This window comes from Pseudomonas sp., from assembly GCF_041601375.1.
In the GTDB taxonomy this organism is placed as follows: domain Bacteria; phylum Pseudomonadota; class Gammaproteobacteria; order Pseudomonadales; family Pseudomonadaceae; genus Aquipseudomonas.
Genome location: NZ_JBFIIG010000013.1, coordinates 25,982 through 42,867 on the forward strand (window position 1 = coordinate 25,982; position 16,886 = coordinate 42,867).

19 protein-coding genes and 1 pseudogene are annotated in these 16,886 nt (G+C 63.0%); 10 read left to right on the top strand and 10 right to left on the bottom strand.

The genetic code is table 11. The features are described from left to right. Positions 1 to 2: 2 nt before the first annotated feature. The 3 genes from relA (at position 3) to ABZE94_RS03675 (ending at position 3,912) form a co-directional block, all read left to right on the top strand. Positions 3 to 2,246 carry a GTP diphosphokinase gene (gene relA, locus ABZE94_RS03665; protein WP_372874169.1) on the top strand — a complete coding sequence of 748 codons (2,244 nt, stop codon included), beginning with the start codon at positions 3 to 5 and terminating at the stop codon, positions 2,244 to 2,246. 239 nt (positions 2,247 to 2,485) lie between these two features. Beyond that, entirely contained in the window at positions 2,486 to 3,319 is an 834-nt protein-coding gene (gene mazG / locus ABZE94_RS03670) for a nucleoside triphosphate pyrophosphohydrolase (protein WP_372874170.1), read from the top strand. Between the two features lie 53 nt (positions 3,320 to 3,372). After that, on the top strand, positions 3,373 to 3,912 hold the full coding sequence (locus ABZE94_RS03675) for a DUF2058 domain-containing protein (RefSeq protein ID WP_372874171.1): 540 nt from the start codon (positions 3,373 to 3,375) through the stop codon (positions 3,910 to 3,912). Between the two features lie 295 nt (positions 3,913 to 4,207). On the opposite strand, the gene ABZE94_RS03680 is transcribed toward ABZE94_RS03675, so the two are convergent. Genes ABZE94_RS03680 through purM form a run of 3 tightly spaced genes read right to left on the bottom strand, consistent with a single transcriptional unit; the run spans position 4,208 to position 6,656 of the window. Beyond that, positions 4,208 to 4,924, bottom strand: coding sequence for a DUF3108 domain-containing protein (locus ABZE94_RS03680; protein ID WP_372874172.1), 717 nt, complete (start codon positions 4,922 to 4,924; stop codon positions 4,208 to 4,210). 8 nt (positions 4,925 to 4,932) lie between these two features. Further along, on the bottom strand, positions 4,933 to 5,598 hold the full coding sequence (purN, locus tag ABZE94_RS03685) for a phosphoribosylglycinamide formyltransferase (RefSeq protein WP_372874173.1): 666 nt from the start codon (positions 5,596 to 5,598) through the stop codon (positions 4,933 to 4,935). Next, the gene (gene purM, locus ABZE94_RS03690) at positions 5,598 to 6,656 is read right to left on the bottom strand and encodes a phosphoribosylformylglycinamidine cyclo-ligase (RefSeq protein WP_372874174.1); all 1,059 of its coding nucleotides are present in this window, start codon (positions 6,654 to 6,656) and stop codon (positions 5,598 to 5,600) included. The genes purN and purM overlap by 1 nt, the downstream gene beginning before the upstream one ends. Positions 6,657 to 6,855: 199 nt before the next feature. On the opposite strand from purM, the gene ABZE94_RS03695 reads away from it, so the two are divergent. The 3 genes from ABZE94_RS03695 to hda all read left to right on the top strand — a co-directional run bounded on the left by ABZE94_RS03695 (position 6,856) and on the right by hda (position 9,842). Beyond that, complete coding sequence (locus tag ABZE94_RS03695) at positions 6,856 to 7,899, top strand: DUF2066 domain-containing protein (protein WP_372874175.1); 1,044 nt, start codon at positions 6,856 to 6,858, stop codon at positions 7,897 to 7,899. 150 nt (positions 7,900 to 8,049) lie between these two features. Then, on the top strand, positions 8,050 to 9,141 hold the full coding sequence (locus tag ABZE94_RS03700) for an AI-2E family transporter (RefSeq protein WP_372874176.1): 1,092 nt from the start codon (positions 8,050 to 8,052) through the stop codon (positions 9,139 to 9,141). After that, on the top strand, positions 9,138 to 9,842 hold the full coding sequence (gene hda / locus ABZE94_RS03705) for a DnaA regulatory inactivator Hda (RefSeq protein WP_372874177.1): 705 nt from the start codon (positions 9,138 to 9,140) through the stop codon (positions 9,840 to 9,842). Before ABZE94_RS03700 ends, hda begins: the two co-directional genes overlap by 4 nt. Positions 9,843 to 9,980: 138 nt before the next feature. Here the strand turns inward: hda and ABZE94_RS03710 are convergent, their stop codons facing one another. The 3 genes from ABZE94_RS03710 to arsC are packed head-to-tail and all read right to left on the bottom strand — an operon-like array spanning position 9,981 to position 11,339. After that, positions 9,981 to 10,391 carry a DUF2069 domain-containing protein gene (locus ABZE94_RS03710; protein WP_372874178.1) on the bottom strand — a complete coding sequence of 137 codons (411 nt, stop codon included), beginning with the start codon at positions 10,389 to 10,391 and terminating at the stop codon, positions 9,981 to 9,983. Beyond that, positions 10,384 to 10,989: an NAD(P)H:quinone oxidoreductase gene (gene wrbA / locus ABZE94_RS03715; protein WP_372874179.1), complete on the bottom strand. Its 606-nt coding sequence runs from the start codon at positions 10,987 to 10,989 to the stop codon at positions 10,384 to 10,386. Before wrbA ends, ABZE94_RS03710 begins: the two co-directional genes overlap by 8 nt. Continuing rightward, a complete protein-coding gene (arsC, locus tag ABZE94_RS03720; protein WP_372874180.1) occupies positions 10,986 to 11,339 on the bottom strand; it encodes an arsenate reductase (glutaredoxin) in 354 nt (117 codons plus the stop codon). Before arsC ends, wrbA begins: the two co-directional genes overlap by 4 nt. 121 nt (positions 11,340 to 11,460) lie before the next feature. On the opposite strand from arsC, the gene ABZE94_RS03725 reads away from it, so the two are divergent. Together ABZE94_RS03725 and ABZE94_RS03730 are read left to right on the top strand one after the other, a co-directional pair. Further along, a complete protein-coding gene (locus tag ABZE94_RS03725) occupies positions 11,461 to 12,681 on the top strand; it encodes a virulence factor BrkB family protein (RefSeq protein ID WP_372874181.1) in 1,221 nt (406 codons plus the stop codon). 159 nt (positions 12,682 to 12,840) lie between these two features. Continuing rightward, on the top strand, positions 12,841 to 13,098 hold the full coding sequence (locus ABZE94_RS03730) for a hypothetical protein (protein ID WP_372874182.1): 258 nt from the start codon (positions 12,841 to 12,843) through the stop codon (positions 13,096 to 13,098). Here ABZE94_RS03730 and ABZE94_RS03735 read toward each other — a convergent pair. Next, positions 13,095 to 13,487 (bottom strand): hypothetical protein, encoded by a 393-nt coding sequence (locus ABZE94_RS03735; RefSeq protein ID WP_372874183.1) that lies wholly within the window; start codon positions 13,485 to 13,487, stop codon positions 13,095 to 13,097. The two genes, ABZE94_RS03730 and ABZE94_RS03735, sit on opposite strands and share 4 nt — an antisense overlap. A gap of 126 nt (positions 13,488 to 13,613) precedes the next feature. Then, positions 13,614 to 15,023 (bottom strand): PilZ domain-containing protein, encoded by a 1,410-nt coding sequence (locus ABZE94_RS03740; RefSeq protein WP_372874184.1) that lies wholly within the window; start codon positions 15,021 to 15,023, stop codon positions 13,614 to 13,616. Between the two features lie 30 nt (positions 15,024 to 15,053). Here ABZE94_RS03740 and ABZE94_RS03745 point away from each other — a divergent pair, with 30 nt between their 5' ends. Both ABZE94_RS03745 and ABZE94_RS03750 read left to right on the top strand, forming a co-directional pair. Then, positions 15,054 to 15,533 carry a TlpA disulfide reductase family protein gene (locus tag ABZE94_RS03745; protein ID WP_372874185.1) on the top strand — a complete coding sequence of 160 codons (480 nt, stop codon included), beginning with the start codon at positions 15,054 to 15,056 and terminating at the stop codon, positions 15,531 to 15,533. Between the two features lie 4 nt (positions 15,534 to 15,537). Beyond that, positions 15,538 to 15,813 carry an acylphosphatase gene (locus tag ABZE94_RS03750; RefSeq protein WP_372874186.1) on the top strand — a complete coding sequence of 92 codons (276 nt, stop codon included), beginning with the start codon at positions 15,538 to 15,540 and terminating at the stop codon, positions 15,811 to 15,813. Positions 15,814 to 16,097: 284 nt separating this feature from the next. On the opposite strand, the gene ABZE94_RS03755 is transcribed toward ABZE94_RS03750, so the two are convergent. Then, positions 16,098 to 16,670 carry a transglycosylase SLT domain-containing protein gene (locus ABZE94_RS03755; RefSeq protein WP_372874187.1) on the bottom strand — a complete coding sequence of 191 codons (573 nt, stop codon included), beginning with the start codon at positions 16,668 to 16,670 and terminating at the stop codon, positions 16,098 to 16,100. Between the two features lie 8 nt (positions 16,671 to 16,678). Continuing rightward, a pseudogene (locus ABZE94_RS03760) lies at positions 16,679 to 16,886 on the bottom strand (hypothetical protein); the annotation flags it as partial.

Genomic DNA, 16,886 nt, shown 5'->3' on the forward strand with positions numbered 1-16,886 from the left:
AGATGGTTCAGGTTAGAGCGCACCAGCCGATCAACGATGACGGCAGCATCAACCTAGAGGCCTGGTTGGCCCATGTGCTCAGCGTCGACCCGGCGCTGGAACACGATGCCTTGCTCGATGCCTGCGAGTTCGCCCGCGAGGCCGAGCAGCAGGCCAACGCGGCACAGAATCTGTGGTCGGAAGGCGCCTCCAGTTTCCGTGCCGGCCTGGAGATCGCGGAGATTCTCGCCGATCTAAAACTCGACCAGGACTCGCTGGTCGCCGCCGTCATCTACCGCGGCGTACGCGAGGGCAAGGTGACCCTGGCCGCCGTGCACCAACGCTTCGGTTCGGTGGTGGCCAAGCTGGTCGACGGTGTGCTGCGCATGGCGGCGATCAGTGCCAGCCTCAACCCGCGCGACTCCCTGGTGCTCGGCTCCCAAGCTCAGGTGGAGAACCTGCGCAGGATGCTGGTGGCCATGGTCGATGACGTGCGCGTTGCGCTGATCAAGCTGGCCGAGCGCACCTGCGCGATCCGCGCGGTCAAGCATGCCGACGATGCAAAGCGTCAGCGAGTGGCCCGCGAAGTCTTCGACATCTATGCCCCGTTGGCCCATCGCCTGGGCATCGGTCATATCAAGTGGGAGCTGGAAGACCTGTCCTTCCGTTACCTGGAGCCCGAGCAGTACAAGCAAATCGCCAAGCTGCTGCACGAGCGCCGACTGGATCGCGAGCAGTACATCAACGATGTGATGGGCCACCTGCGCCTCGAGCTGGAAGCCACCGGGGTCAAGGCCGACATCAGCGGGCGGGCCAAGCACATCTATTCGATCTGGCGCAAGATGCAGAAAAAAGGCCTGCAGTTCAGTCAGATCTATGACGTGCGCGCGGTGCGCGTGCTGGTGCCGGAGATGCGCGATTGCTACACCGCGCTGGGCATCGTGCACACCCTCTGGCGACACATTCCCAAGGAGTTCGACGACTACATCGCCAACCCCAAGGAGAACGGCTACCGCTCGCTGCACACCGCGGTGCTCGGCCCGGAAGGCAAGGTGCTGGAGGTGCAGATCCGCACCCATGCCATGCACGAAGAGGCCGAACTGGGCGTCTGTGCGCACTGGCGCTACAAGGGCACCGACGTCAAGTCCAGCTCCAACCATTACGAAGAGAAGATTTCCTGGTTGCGCCAGGTGCTCGAATGGCATGAGGAACTGGGTGATATCGGTGGGCTGGCCGAGCAGTTGCGTGTCGATATCGAACCGGACCGAGTCTATGTGTTCACCCCGGACGGTCACGCCATCGACCTGCCCAAAGGCGCCACGCCGCTGGATTTCGCCTACCGGGTGCACACCGAGATCGGCCACAACTGTCGGGGCGCCAAGATCAATGGGCGCATCGTGCCGCTCAGCTACAGCCTGCAAACCGGTGAGCAGGTCGAGATCATCACCAGCAAGCACGGCACGCCAAGCCGTGATTGGCTGAACTCCAACCTGGGCTATGTCACCACCTCGCGGGCGCGGGCGAAGATCGTCCACTGGTTCAAGTTGCAGGACCGCGACCAGAACGTCGCCGCCGGCAAGGCGCTGCTCGAGCGCGAGTTGGCGCGCCTGGCGCTGCCCCATGTGGATTTCGAGAAACTGGCCGAGAAGGCCAACCTGAAAAATGCCGAAGACCTGTTCGCCAGCCTCGGTGCCGGCGACCTGCGTCTGGCCCACCTGGTCAACCTGGCGCAACAGCTGGTCGAGCCGGAGCGCGGCAACGAACAGCTGGAACTGATCCCGCGCAAGGCCTCGGGTTTCAAACCGGGCAAGCGCGGCGATATTCAGATCCAGGGCGTCGGCAACCTGCTGACGCAGATGGCCGGCTGCTGCAAGCCGTTGCCGGGCGATCCGATCGTCGGCTACATCACCCTGGGGCGCGGCGTCAGCATCCACCGCCAGGATTGCGCCTCGGTGCTGCAACTGGCCGGCCGTGAGCCGGAGCGGATCATCCAGGTCAACTGGGGGCCGGTGCCGGTGCAGACCTACCCGGTCGACATCATCATCCGCGCCTACGACCGTTCCGGCCTGCTGCGTGACGTGACCCAGGTGCTGCTCAACGAAAAACTCAACGTGCTGGCGGTCAATACCCACTCGAACAAGGAAGACAACACCGCGTCGATGTCGATCACCGTCGAGATCCCCGGACTGGATGCCCTGGGGCGCTTGCTCGGACGCATCTCGCAGTTGCCGAATATCATCGAGGCCCGCCGCCACCGGGCCTCCTGAGCTGCTGCGCTCTATCTGGCGTTGTTGAAGGCCTGCCGAAAAATACTCATTGGCTTGAGCCAACTCCGCTTTTTCGGTAGACCTTCGCCTAGCCAGCTATTCGCTCGCGACGCTCAGGATCGACTGCCATAGGCATAGGGCGCTGCATCAGTTCGATGGGTTACGCGGCGCGCTGGTTTTATCATGGCTGCGGAATTCGTACCCCGCGCCGCTAACCCATCCTACGACCGGACATTGTCATGTACCAACTCGACGACCTGCTGCACCTGATGGCCCGTCTGCGCGACCCGCAGCATGGCTGTCCGTGGGACTTGAAGCAGTCCTACGCGAGCATCGTGCCCCACACCATCGAAGAGGCCTACGAGGTGGCCGACGCCATCGAGCGCGGCGACTTCGAGCATCTGCCGGGGGAGTTGGGCGACCTGCTGTTCCAGGTGGTGTATTACAGTCAGCTGGCGCGCGAAGAAGGGCGCTTCGAGTTCGCCGAGGTGGTCGATGGCATCACCCGCAAGCTGCTTCGGCGTCATCCCCATGTGTTCGTCGGCGGCGACCTGTATGGCGCGCCGGATGCTGCCAGGCTCGAAGAGGCGGCGGTCAAGCAGCGCTGGGAAGAGCTCAAGGCCGAGGAGCGCGCCGAGAAGGCCGCCACGCCCGAGCAGTTGTCGTTGCTCGACGATGTGCCCCATGCCTTGCCGGCCCTGAGCCGTGCGGTCAAATTGCAGAAGCGTGCCGCCCGGGTCGGGTTCGACTGGCCAGAAGCCTTGCCGGTGGTGGACAAGGTGCGTGAGGAGCTGGATGAAGTGCTCGAGGCCATGAGCGAGAATGACCCGCAGGCGATTGCCGAGGAGGTCGGCGACCTGCTGTTCGTGGTGACCAATCTCGCCCGCCACCTCAAGGTCGACCCGGAGTCGGCACTGCGCACTGCCAATGGCAAGTTCGAGCAGCGCTTCCGTTTTATCGAACAGGCATTGCGCGAAGCAGGGCGGGCCATGGAAGATTGCGACCTGGAAGAGTTGGACGCGCTCTGGGGCGAGGCCAAGAAGCTGGAACAACAGCAAACACCGGATTGCTGATTGCACTGGATTGGTTCCATCCATCCATTATTTATTGTTCGGAAAGGTAGGTTATGGCGATCTCACTACGCGATCAGTTGCTCAAAGCCGGGCTGGTCAACGAAAGGCAGGCCAAGCAGGTCAGCAAGGAAAAACAGAAGCAGCAGCGCCTGGAGCAAAAGGGCCAGGTCGAGAAGGACCAGTCACAAAAGCTCGCCGCCCAGCAGGCCATGGCCGAGAAGGCCGCGCGCGATCAGGAGCTGAACCGGCAGCAGCAGGAAAAGGCCGAGCAGAAGGCCCGTGCCGCGCAGATCAAGCAACTGATCGAAGTGTCCCGGTTGCCCAAACTGACCACCGAGGATTACTACAATTTCGTCGACGACAAGAAGGTCAAGCGCCTGTCGGTGAACAAGCTGATGCGCGACAAGCTCAGCAGCGGCTCGCTGGCCATCGTGCGCAGCGGTGGCGGTTACGAGGTAATCCCGCGTGAGGCGGCCCTGAAGATTCAGGAGCGCGATCCGCAGCGGGTGATCGTGCTCAATACCCCGACCGAAGCCCCGGATGCCGACGATCCGTATGCCGCCTACCAGGTGCCGGATGATCTGATGTGGTGATGGCCGAACGCCGCTTGGAGGTCCATTCGTGGCCGGATAAGCCTAGGCGCAAGCTGGGGCAAGGTTTCCCGGATTGCGCTGGCGTTTATCAGGAAATACATATGTAATTGATTTTATTGGTTATTTGTTTTTTGTAGGAGCGGCTTCAGCCGCGAATTCTTCGCGGCACAGCAAAAGCTTCGCGGCTGAAGCCGCTCCTACGGGTAGATCCTCACGCTTTGGCATGTTTGCAACAACGGGTACATAGCCAAAAAAAAACCGAGCCATGGGCTCGGTTTTTTTGTGTCTGTCGCGCTCAGTCGCGGCGGCCTTCGACCGGCTTGCCGTCGACCGTACCGTCCTTGAGCATGATCTGGTATTCCTTGCCGTCCTTCTCCACCTGGTGCAGGCGTACCAGCAAATAGCTCCAGTCCTTGGCGAACCAGAGCACGGTTTGGCGGCTGCTTTGCGTGGGGTCACGCACGCGCTCGACCTTGATCGCGTCGATCTGGCCGGCTTTGGTGCGTACGACTTCTTCGCCGAGGACGCGGAAGTCGTAGGTTTCGATTTCGTCGCCGTCGACCACCCGATAGCTCATGCTTTTCTTGCCGGCGGCAACGTCATATTGCAGCACCAACTGATAGGTCGACTTGTCCTGCAAGCCGCGATTGAGCGGAAAGCTCACCGGATCGCCGCGGTCGTTGCCGGTCACTTGCTTGCCGGCCCAATCGAAGTCGTGCTCGATTTTCTTGCCTTTGCTCAGGCCGCTACGCTCGAAGCGATAGGTCAGGGGCAGGAAGGTATTGCTGTCGTAGCGGAAGGTGCTCTGTTCACTGAGGCTGGCGACCAGCATGGAGGCTTCGAAACTGAGCTGCCAGCGCTCGTTGTCCAGGGCCTGCAGGCTGCGCTCGGCGGTGCCGCTTACCGGCAGCTGTTTCCAGTCGGCGGTATAGCTGGCGGAGAACGGCTTCAACTCGATGGCCAGGGCCGGCAGGCTGAATAAGGCGAGGGCGAACAGTAAGGCGCGACGCATGGTATCTCCTAAGTGCGGATCAGGTGGCCGGTGCTCGGCAGTGGCTGGCCATCCAGCATTGCGCCTTGCGCATCCAGGCGCAAGCGGCCTTCGGCGAACCAGCGCACGGCCAACGGATAGATCAGGTGTTCCTGCTCGTGTACCCGTTGCGCCAGGCTGTCCAGCGTATCGCCCGAGCGTACCGCGATCACTGCTTGTACGACCAGGGGGCCTCCATCGAGTTCCTCGGTGACGAAGTGCACGCTGCAGCCATGCTCGCCATCGCCTGCCTCGAGTGCCCGCTTGTGGGTATGCAGGCCCTTGTATTTGGGCAGCAACGAGGGGTGGATGTTGAGCAGGCGACCGGCGTAGTGGCGGACGAAGTCGCTGCTGAGGATGCGCATGAAGCCGGCGAGCACCACCAGTTGCGGCTCGCAGGCGTCGATGGCCTCGACCAGCGCGGCATCGAAGGCTTCACGGCCGGCAAAAGCCTTGTGGTCGAGCACGCAGGTGTCGATGCCGGCGGCTTTGGCACGTTCCAGGCCATAGGCGTCGGCGCGGTTGGAGATCACCGCGCGGATGCGTATCGGACTGCTCTTGGAAGAGTCAGCGCCCGCCTGGCTGCTGTCGATCAGCGCCTGCAGGTTGCTGCCGGAGCCGGAGATCAGCACCACTACATTGCAGGCGGTCGGCATCAATGGCGCTTCAGGTTGTTCAGTACGACCCGCTCGGCGCCTGTGGCGGCCGTGGCGATCTGGCCGATTTGCCACGGTTGCTCGCCGGCATCACGCAGGGTCTTGAGGGTGAGTTCGACCTGGTCCTGGGCCACGCAGATGACCATGCCGACGCCGCAGTTGAGCACGCGGTGCATCTCGGTTTCGTCGACATTGCCCTGCTCCTGCAGCCAGTCGAACACCGCCGGGCGCGTCCAGCTGGCCACGTCGACCACGGCCTGGGCGCCATCCGGCAGCACGCGCGGGATATTGTCGAGCAGGCCGCCGCCAGTGATGTGGGCCATGGCCTTGACCGCGCCGGTGTCCTTGATCAGCTTGAGCAGCGGTTTGACGTAGATGCGCGTCGGCGCCATCAGCAGGTCGGTCAGCGGTTGGCCGTCGAGCTGGATGGATTCGATGTCGGCGCCGGCGACTTCGATGATCTTGCGGATCAGCGAGTAGCCGTTGGAGTGCGGGCCGGAAGACGGCAGGGCGATCAGCGCGTCGCCAGTGGCAACTTTGGAGCCGTCGATGATTTCGGCTTTCTCCACCACGCCGACGCAGAAGCCGGCCAGGTCGTAGTCTTCGCCTTCGTACATGCCCGGCATCTCGGCGGTTTCGCCGCCGACCAGGGAGCAACCGGCCAGTTCGCAGCCGGCGCCGATGCCGGTGACCACGGTGGCGGCCACGTCGACGTTGAGCTTGCCGGTGGCGTAGTAGTCGAGGAAGAACAGCGGCTCGGCGCCGCACACCACCAGGTCGTTGACGCACATGGCGACCAGGTCCTGGCCGATGCTGTCGTGCCGGTTGAGGTTCAGCGCCAGGCGCAGTTTGGTGCCGACGCCGTCGGTGCCGGACACCAGCACCGGTTGCTTGTAACCCGCCGGGATCTCGCAAAGGGCGCCGAAACCGCCCAGGCCACCCATGACTTCCGGACGCGCGGTGCGTTTGGCAACGCTTTTGATGCGCTCGACCAGGGCTTCGCCTGCGTCGATGTCTACACCTGCGTCCTTGTAGCTGATGGAAGGTTGCTTGCTCATAGATCCAGGCCTTTAAGGGGGAGTTCGGATGTGCACCGGCGCTGCGGCGGTCGGTCTGCGAAGGCGCGCGATTTTATCAGGCTTGCCGGGCAGCGGCCAGCCGCACCGCGCGGTGGTTGCCGGGCCGCGGGCGGCTGTTTAAGGTATAAGGCGTATGCCACGGCCTGTCCGCCGCCTTCCGTCTGTCGAGAACCTATTCATGCGCCTGATCGCTCGTCTGTTAATGCTCAGCCTGCCACTGTTCAGCCTATCCAGCGAAGCGGCGATGGTGAGCGATCTGTATCAGGTCCGCGAGCCGGTTGCCAGCCAGCAACCGGAGGAGCGTGACGCCGCCCTGGGTCGCGCCCTGCAGACCCTGGTGCTACGCCTGACCGGTGACCGCGAGGCGCTGAACAACCCGGCGCTGGCCGAGCTGCGCGAGGATCCGCAGCAGATCATCAGCCGATATGGGTATGAAGAGGACCGTTTGCTGGTCGATTTCGATCCCGTCAGCACCGACCGTAGCCTGCGTCAGGCCGGGTTAGCGCTGTGGGGGGCCAATCGCCCGGCGATTCTCACCTGGTGGCTGAATGATGCCAGCGACGGTTCGAGCCTGGTCGGCGATGGCCAGGGCAGTGCCGCACCCTTGCGTCAGGCGGCGCAGCACCGTGGTTTACCGCTGCGCTTGCCGATTGCCGACTTGAACGAGCAGTTGCTGGCGACGCCCGATAACCTTGGCGCGGCCGAGCCGGAGGCGCTGCAGACTGCGTCCGAGCGGTATGCCGCCGATGCCCTGCTGGCCGTGCAGGCGCGTGAAGATAACGGTCAGTGGCAGGCCCAATGGCGTCTGTGGCTGGGCGATACGCGCGAGCAAGGCAAGGCCCAGGGCGCCGATCAAGCGGCATTGGCCGATGCCGTGCTGTTGCTGGTGAGCGAGCGGTTGGCGCAGCGCTACGTGGTGGCGCCGGGCGCGACGACCAACCTGACCCTGGAAGTACAGGGCAGCGATCTGGCGCGCTATGCCGAGTTGCAGCGCATTCTCGAACCCCTGTCTGCGCAGTTGCGCAGGATCGAAGGCGATCGTTTGATCTATAGCGTCAATGCCAATGCCGAGCAGCTGCGCGCGCAGCTGGCACTGGTGAATTTGCTGGAAGTGGCGGTCGAAGCCCAGCCCATCGAGGCTGACCAGTCGATGCCGTCGCCGAACGGCGAGTCGGCGCCCCAGGTGTTACGGCGTGACGATGTGCTGCGTTTTCGCTGGTAGACTGCCGCGGGTTACCGCACGCGGGCCGTCGCATAGGCCGCTTGCAAACTGCCGGCCAATACGCAGCGGCACTCCAGTTTGCGCGTCACTCTGTCAGGCTCTTATTCACGAGCCTGCAGATTGTCTGATTGCACCAATCGAGGGTTGAGCATGGTTGATTCACGTCGCTGGCTATGGATGGCTGGGCTGCTCCTGCTCGGCTGGCTGCTGTATCTGCTGCAACCGATTCTCTCGCCGTTCCTGATTGGCGTGCTGCTGGCTTATCTGGGTGATCCGCTGGTTGATCGACTCGAGCGCTGGAGGCTTTCGCGCACCTGGGGTGTGATCGTGGTCTTCGCCCTGTTCAGCCTGATCCTGGCGATTTTGCTGCTGGTGCTGGTGCCGATGCTCGGCAAGCAGCTGATGCGCCTCTATGAACTGGCGCCGCAAATGCTCGACTGGACCCAGCATCAAGCGCTGCCTTGGGTGCAGGCCAAGCTGGGCCTGAGCGATGGTTTCTGGCGTTTCGATCAGCTCAAGGCGGCATTTTCCAAGCACCTGGGCGAAACCTCCGACATTCTCGGCATGCTCCTGTCAAAAGCCACGGCCTCGGGCCTGGCCCTGTTGGCCTGGCTGGTCAATCTGCTGCTGATCCCGGTGGTCAGCTTCTATCTGATGCGCGATTGGGATCTGCTGGTCGCCCGCTTGCGTGGCTTGTTGCCCCGCAACCACGAAGGGCTGGTGGTGAAACTGACCAGCGAATGCCACGAAGTGCTTGGCGCCTTCCTGCGCGGGCAACTGTTGGTGATGCTGGCGCTGGGGGTGATGTATGCCGTCGGTCTGATGCTGATCGGCCTGGAGCTGGGGCTTTTGATCGGATTGCTGGCCGGCCTGGCCAGCATCGTGCCTTACCTGGGCGTGGTGGTCGGCATCGGCGCGGCGTTGACTGCCGGCCTGTTCCAGTTCGGCGGCGATTTCTACCCGCTGCTGGCCATTGCCGCCGTCTTCACCGTCGGCCAGTTGCTCGAAGGCATGCTGCTGACCCCCTGGCTGGTCGGTGACCGCATCGGCCTGCATCCGGTGGCGGTGATCTTCGCGATCATGGCCGGCGGCCAGCTATTCGGTTTCACCGGCGTGCTGCTGGCGTTGCCGGTAGCGGCAGTGATCATGGTTTTAGTGCGTCATGCGCATGATTTATATAAACTTTCGGCTCTTTATGGGGAGCCCCCCAGCGCTTCTGACGAGCCGATCAGCCCTGCATGAGACCCATTCAACTGCCCTTGGGCGTGCGTCTGCGCGATGACGCCACCTTTGCCAACTACTATCCCGGCGCCAATGCCGCGGCGCTTGGCTATGTCGAGCGCTTGTGTGAGGCAGAGGCCGGCTGGGCGGAGAGCCTGATCTACCTCTGGGGTGGCGCGGGAGTGGGGCGTAGCCATCTGCTGCAGGCGGCCTGCCTGCGTTTCGAACAGTGTGGTGAGCCGGCGGTGTATCTGCCGCTGGCCGAGCTGGTCGAGTACGGCCCGACCATGCTGGATAACCTGGAGCAGTGCGAACTGGTCTGCCTCGATGACCTGGATGCCGTGGCCGGGCGCAGCGATTGGGAAGAGGCGCTGTTTCACCTGTTCAACCGCTTGCGCGACAGCGGTCGGCGTTTGCTCCTGGCGGCCAGCAGCTCGCCGCGCGAGCTGCCAGTCAAGCTGGCCGACCTGCAGTCGCGCCTGACCCTGGCGCTGGTTTTCCAGTTGCAGTCGCTGTCCGATGAAGACAAGTTGCGCGCCCTGCAGCTGCGCGCTTCACGTCGTGGCCTGCACCTCAGCGATGAGGTCGGTCGCTTTATCCTGACCCGGGGCGAGCGCAGCATGAGTGCGCTGTTCGAGTTGCTCGAACGCCTCGATCAGGCCTCGCTGCAGGCCCAGCGCAAGCTGACCATTCCCTTTCTTAAAGAGACATTGGGTTGGTAATTTTCGATTGCTTGGTCGTTGCCGCTAGCGCTTGATAGGTTACGCCGCGCCGAAATCCGTGATGTTGCCGGGTTAGCGGCGCCTGCACGGACGTGTGGACGACACGGGCTCCGAGCGCCGCGTAACCCGGTATTGTGCTCAATTCTCCCCGGCCAGCTTGCGGTCGTACTGGAAGCACCAGCGGGTGTACATCAAGGCGGCGCAGAACAGGCTGACGCTGAGCAGGGCTTGCACCCAGCCAAACAGTGCCTTGGACGGATCGAAGGCGGCCAGTACCCCCTGGATGAAGTACAGGTTGACCACGAAGCAGGTCCAGGCGTGGGCGCGGGCGTTGCCGATGATCAGGCCAGGGGCGAGCAGCAGCAAAGGGGCAAGCTGGAAGGCCGGGATCACCCAGAGCAGTTTGCCCGGTAGGTCGGCGAACAGCAGGTTCCACACCAGCAGCAACGCCGCCAGGGCCAGGAAGCTCGTCAGGCTGATGGCGCGGCTGACGGCCATGCGCGGCTTCAGCCAGTCGAGTGACGGCAGGGGTTTGCGGGTTTTAGCCACGGACTGTCTCCAGTTTCATTGCCGTCTGCGCCAGGCGCCGGCCGAGTACGCGGCAGAGGGTTATTTCATGTTCGTCGAGGGCGCGCTTGCCGTCGGCGCCAGCATGGTGGCTGGGGCCGTAAGGCGTACCGCCACCGCGGGTCTCCAACAGCGCGGATTCGCTGTAGGGCAGACCGGCGATCAGCATGCCGTGGTGCAGCAGTGGCAGCATCATCGACAGCAGGGTGGTTTCCTGGCCGCCGTGCAGGCTGGCGGTGGAGGTGAACACGCCGGCCGGTTTGCCGACCAGACCGCCGCTCAGCCACAGGCTGCTGGTGCCGTCGAGGAAGTACTTCAGCGGTGCCGCCATATTGCCGAAGCGTGTCGGGCTGCCCAAGGCCAGGCCTGCGCAGTTCTTCAGGTCGTCGAGGCTGACGTACAGCGCGCCTTCGGCGGGAATCGGCGGGGCTACCGCTTCGCATTCGCTGGAAATTGCCGGTACCGTACGCAGGCGCGCCTCCAGGCCGGCCATTTCCACGCCGCGGGCGATCTGGCGGGCCATGTCGGCGGTGGCGCCGTGGCGGCTGTAATACAGCACCAGAATATAAGGGGGGCTCACGGCAGGATCTCCAGGATTTTTTCCGGTGGTCGGCCAATCACTGCTTTGCTGCCGGCGATCAGGATTGGCCGCTCGATCAGCTGCGGATGGGCAACCATGGCCTCGATCAATTTCGCCTCGCTCAGGTCGGGGTCGGCCAGTTTCAGCGTGCGGTATTGGTCTTCGCCGGTGCGCAGCAGTTGCCGGGCACCGATCCCCAGTTTGTCGAGCAAGTCGCTTAATTGGGCGGCGCTGGGCGGGGTTTCCAGGTAACGCACGATGGTCGGCGTCAGGCCGCGCGCTTCGAGCAGTTGCAGGGCGCCACGGGATTTCGAGCAGCGGGGATTGTGATAGAGCGTCAGATCGGTCATATGCAGGTCGCATCTTGCGTCAGGTGGCGGCTATTCTAACCGCGTCGACGCCCTAGTCTGAACAGGGTGGTGTGTTTGTGATCGGCAATGGGCCGGGTTGGCTAATCGTTAAGGAGAAGGCATGCGTCAGCGCGTGAGTGATTGGTTGGAATTCTGGCGCTTTCTGCTGCAGCGCTTTTTCGCCGATCGCGGCGCCAACAATGCCGCTGCCTTGACCTACACCACGCTGTTCGCGGTGGTGCCGATGATGACCGTGACCTTCGCCATGCTCTCTGCAGTGCCGGCATTCCAGGGCACGGGCGAGCAAATCCAGGCGTTTATTTTTCGTAACTTCGTGCCCTCGGCCGGTGAAATGATTCAGGAGTACCTGCGCAATTTCACGGTCCAGGCCCGCCAGTTGACCTGGATCGGCGTGGTAGTGCTGGCGGTAACCGCCTTGCTGATGCTGGTAACCATTGAAAAAGCCTTCAATACCATCTGGCGGGTACGTCAGCCGCGTCGGGGCGTCTCGAGTTTTCTGCTGTATTGGGCAATTCTGAGCCTGGGACCGATCCTGCTCGGCGCCGGCTTCGCGATCAGTACCTATATTGCCTCGCTGGCGCTGATCTCCGGGCCCGATGCGCTGATTGGCGCGAAAACTTTGTTGGCTTTCGCGCCGCTGTTGTTCAGTGTGGCGGCCTTTACCCTGCTCTATGCCACGGTGCCGAATACGCGAGTGCCGGTTCGGCATGCCCTGTTGGGCGGGTTGTTCACCGCTGTGCTGTTCGAGGTGGCTAAGGCGTTGTTCGGGTTCTATGTGCAGCGTTTTCCGGGCTATCAGTTGATCTACGGGGCCTTTGCCACGGTGCCGTTGTTCCTCTTGTGGGTCTACCTGTCCTGGCTGATCGTGTTGTTTGGCGCCGAACTGGTCTGCAACCTGAACTCATCGCATCAGTGGCGCAAGCGCGCCATACCACAGTTGTTGGTGATGATGGGGATCTTGCGGGTGTTCCATGCGCGTCAGCGGTCAGGCTTGAAAGTGCGTCTGCGCGATGTGCAGCGTCAGGACTGGCAGTTGCCTGAGCACGAGTGGGAGGAGGTGCTCGAATTTCTCGAGCGTCAGCAGTTGGTGGCACCGACCAGTGCGGGCGCCTGGGTGCTGAGCCGTGATCTCGATCACTACAGCCTGCAGCAGCTGCTCAATCGCAGTCCCTGGCCACTGCCACAGCTCAGCCAGTTGCCGGAACAGCTCGACGAGCCCTGGTATCCAGCGCTGCGCCAGGCGCTGGAGCGGCTGTACGAGGAGCAGGCGGTGCTGTTCGATGGCAGCCTGGCGGACTGGCTGAACCCGGTCGCCGAGTGACAAAAAACGTCAGTTTGCGGCGTGGAGTCGATCTTCGGTTACCGGCATGGGCAATGACAGTCCCGTAGTGGGGGTGAAACATAGGCTGGCATGCTTCTGGCAATCGTTATGGCAGATTGCAATCAGGTTGTCGGGATTGATGGGGATTGAAGGCGTTCCATGACCACTGACCGTTTTAGCGAAGCCACTCATGGCAAGGTGATCCAACTGCATCGGCGCGTTCCGCAAGAAGCGCTGGAGCGACTGAACCGGATTACCGGGCTGCATTTTGCACGCTGGCCCGAGTCGCTGGTGGCTCCTCCAGAGCCCACAGCAGAGCCGCTAGCCGAGCACAGCGGTTCTAGGACGCGAGTCGGCGTTTGGGCAACGCAAAAAACCGCGGTTCTGTGCGGGCTGGTCGACGACTCTCAGGTTTAGGCTGACGCTTGGCGGCTGTCTTGGCGGGCCGCTTCGACCGCTTGTATGAACAGCTCTTCGACGACCAGGGTCGCCGCCGGCACCGCAGAGCGCAGGCGTATCTGCATATCTTCGATCTTGTGTTTGACCGGCAGTCGGGCGACCCCGGACAGCAGGATCTTGTTGTTCGAGCTGACGTTGCCATGATCCACGCTGACCTCGCGGCGCCTGTCGCCATCACGGTAGCTGACCAGCAGGGATACCGGCAGATTGGCCAGCCCCGGCAGTTGTAGCCAGGTCGCGACGTTGTATTCGGCTACACGCCCTTCGTAGGGCGTGACCAGTAGGCGGGCAGCATCGACGATGCGCGATGGTGCAGGTCCGATCAACTTGTCGTGGGCATTGGTCATTGTGCTGTTTCCAGGCTCATGGCGGAGCGTATCGATACGCAGGCCATGAATTATAAGCAGGGCTGCGCCGAGCAAACTGTGCACTCGGCCCCCGTTCGCTGTGACCAGCCTCGCAGTTTCTGTTGTTCAGGCCAGCTGCAGTGGGTGGCGTGTAACCGCGGCGGTGCTGAGGTTGGCCGGGGGCAGCGGCATGATCACCTGGTTATGCACGTTGGCCTGCTGCAGCCAGAGGTTTTCCCCTTCGCCGAATTGCCCATTGGGCAGCCACAGCCCGTGATGCCAGCCATTGCCGGGGGCGGGTGTGCTCTGCAACACGCCTTGGTGGGTTTGGGCGCTGGGGGTGCGGCGCAACCAGACCGGCTTCGCCAGGCCTTTGAGGTAGTGCAGCCCCAGGTGCAACCCCTCGCTATTGAGATGGCGCCAGCGCACCAGCGCCAGAAGCGGTGTCGGGCTGCTGGTCAGCAAGAGTACCAGTTGCCCCACGGCAACGTGCGCCGCTTGATCGGGGTGGCACAGCAGGCGCGCGCCCCCTGCACTGGCATCGAGCATCTGGACTGGAGAGGTAGAAGGCCGCTGCTCCAGCAATTGGGCATGGATGGCCGGTAAGCCAACCAGCAGGTTACAGGTCGCATCAAGCTCTTCGCGAGGGTAGCGACGTTGTTGCTGGCCCATCCAGTGGTGCTGAATGCGCTCGAGCAGTTGGCGCTCGTGGGTGCTTTGCAGTGGGGCGGGATCATGCAGGGCGACCAGCAAGGCACCCAGCTCGAAACGTCGCAGGTAGTCGCGGCTGCCGTCGGGCTGTTGCGCGTAGCCGAGGCAAGGCTGCGACTCCGTCAGGTCGACGGTCGGGGTTTCGCTGTCGCCCTCGTCATCCCAGGGCAGCAAACGAGCGAGGCCCGCCAAGGGCGCGAGGGCGCCAAACAACTGCGGACATTCACCCTCGGCCAGATGAAAGGGGTTGCTCAGGGCGAGCAGCAGCATTTGCTGGTAAAGGCCGCGCAAGGTGCTCGCCGGCGTTGGCTGGAAGGCTGCCGCGACGGGTTCGTCCAGGCATTCCTGATGTTCGCCGATCCAGTACAGCAGGTGGCTATCGCGCCACAGGCTGGGCGGCGGCTCCTGATACAGCTGGTAGTGGCGCAACAGGCTCTGTGCGAGAAAATGCAGGGCCATGTACAGGCACCAGGCCAAATGCGGGAGCGAGGGTTGCCGGCCTTTGAGGATCTGCAACAGCAGGCGTTTGAAGCCGATAGCCAACTCGTTGCACAGGCGCACGAACAGCGGCGAGGGGGGCTTGCCGTCGAGGTAGGCCGCGGCATAGTGGCGGTATTCGTCGCTGCAGTTTTGCAGCGCGCGTTGCCTTTCGAGTAAGGTCATGGCACTGCGGTTGAGCCTGAACAGCAGGCCGAGCACCTGTTGCAGCGCATCTTCGTGCTGCAGCGAGCGAGCCTGGGCTAACCGCTCGTTGAGGTCGGCCAAGGGGGTCGCGGCTTCTTCGAGGATGTCCGGCACTTCAAGGCGCAAGGCATCTAGCGTCATATCAACCCAATGTGGACGAGGAGCGAGTGCATGGGAATGCGATTCCAGGTCGTGAGGCGTGCGGTGGTGGGAATCTGCGCCGGCTTGATTCTGGCAGGTTGCAGTGAAGATGTCGGCGTCGACCAGCATGGACGAAAGGTACCGGCTGAGCGTCTGGAAGGCCAGTGGTTGGTGATTAATTACTGGGCTGAGTGGTGTGCGCCCTGTCGTGACGAAATTCCCGAACTGAATGCCCTCTCCGTGCAGCTGGAGGCGCAATCGGTGAGCGTCCTGGGGGTGAACTTCGACGGTTTGCAGGGCGCGCAGTTGAGCAAGGCGGCCCAGGCGATGGGGATTGAGTTCACCGTGCTCGAGCAAGACCCGGCCGCGCGCTATGGGTTACCGCCCAGTGCCGTGTTACCGGTCACCTATATCGTCGATGACAGGGGGCAGATGCGCGAACGCTTGCTCGGCGAGCAGACGGCGCGCGGCTTGGCGGCGCGGGTGCAGGCCTTGCGTACTGGAGGGTAGTGGCATGCAGCGAATTTGTTTACATGGTTATGTCAGTGGTCGCGTGCAGGGGGTGTTTTTTCGCCAGGCCACTGCCGAACAAGCCGAGCGCCTGGATGTGGATGGCTGGGTTCGTAACCTCGGCGACGGTCGCGTCGAGGTGTTGCTCGAAGGTAAGGACTCTGCGGTGCGCGAATTGGCCGCCTGGCTGGAGCAGGGGCCGCCAAAGGCCAAGGTCACCGCGCTGGCGCTGGAGGAACAGGCGCTGCAAGGGATCGCCGGATTCATTGTGCGGCGCTGATGGCGTGCTGGCTGGCGTTGATGTAGCCGCACGCCCCGAACAGGTTGCTTTTCGTAGGAGTGGCCGGGCGGCGTTCTGCTTTAGCCGCGAAGCGTTGCTGTGCATCGAAGAATTCGCGGCTGAAGCCGCTCCTACAGCAGGGGGCCGAGCAGTCAGTTTGCTGCGCGACAGCGCGGGGTCGAAGACGGGGCGGCCGCTCCTATGAGGTATGCACTCGGCCTACGCTGCTACAGACCTCGCACATGAACTCGGGATCTATGCGGATGCGTCCAGCCATCCGCGAATCACGGCTTGACGTACCAGAAGTCGTGCCAGAAACCGATGACCTTGGCGGGGTAGGCCTGCTTGCCGAGGCTGCCGTTGTAGCGGGCCAGGGCGCGGCTCAGGTTGCCGTTCTCTTTGCGCAGATAGAAGCTGAGGATGGTGCATCCGTAGCGCAGATTGGTGGCGTTATCGGTGAGGTTGTCCTGCGGGCGACCGAGTTCGGCTTTCCAGAAGGGCATCACCTGCATCATGCCCTGTGCGCCGGCCGAGGAAATGGCGAAGCGGTCGAAATGGCTTTCCGTGTGGATCAGGGCCAGAACCAGGTCAGGGCGCAAGCCGGCCTTGCTGGCTTCGCGGTGCACTAGCGTGAGCAGGCTCAGGCGTTGTTCGGCATCGGCGATGTAGCGCGTCATGCGGGTCGACATGTCCAGCAGCCAGACCTCGGCATCGAAGCGATCCTGAAAACTGTCGGCGTCGGCCACTGTACGCTGCAGCAGCGCCCGCAGTTCCGGCTCCGGTGCCTGGCGCAGGCTGGCATGGCCGGGCAGGCACAGCAGCGTAATCAGCAGGGTCAGGCACAGGCGCAAGGCCATGCTCCCGTTCAGTCGTTGCCGGGGTCGGCAACCAGGCGCCCGGCATCGCGCGTCAGTGCCAGCAGGAAGTCTGCCTGCAGTTCGGGGTCGTTGCGGGTCAGTTCGATCAGGCTCTGTTCCAGCTCGCTGGCTTCTTCCTCCAGGCCAAGCTCGGACAGGCGTTTGACCCGGTGGACCCACTGTTCGACATCATCGTCTTCCAGGTCGTCGTAGATC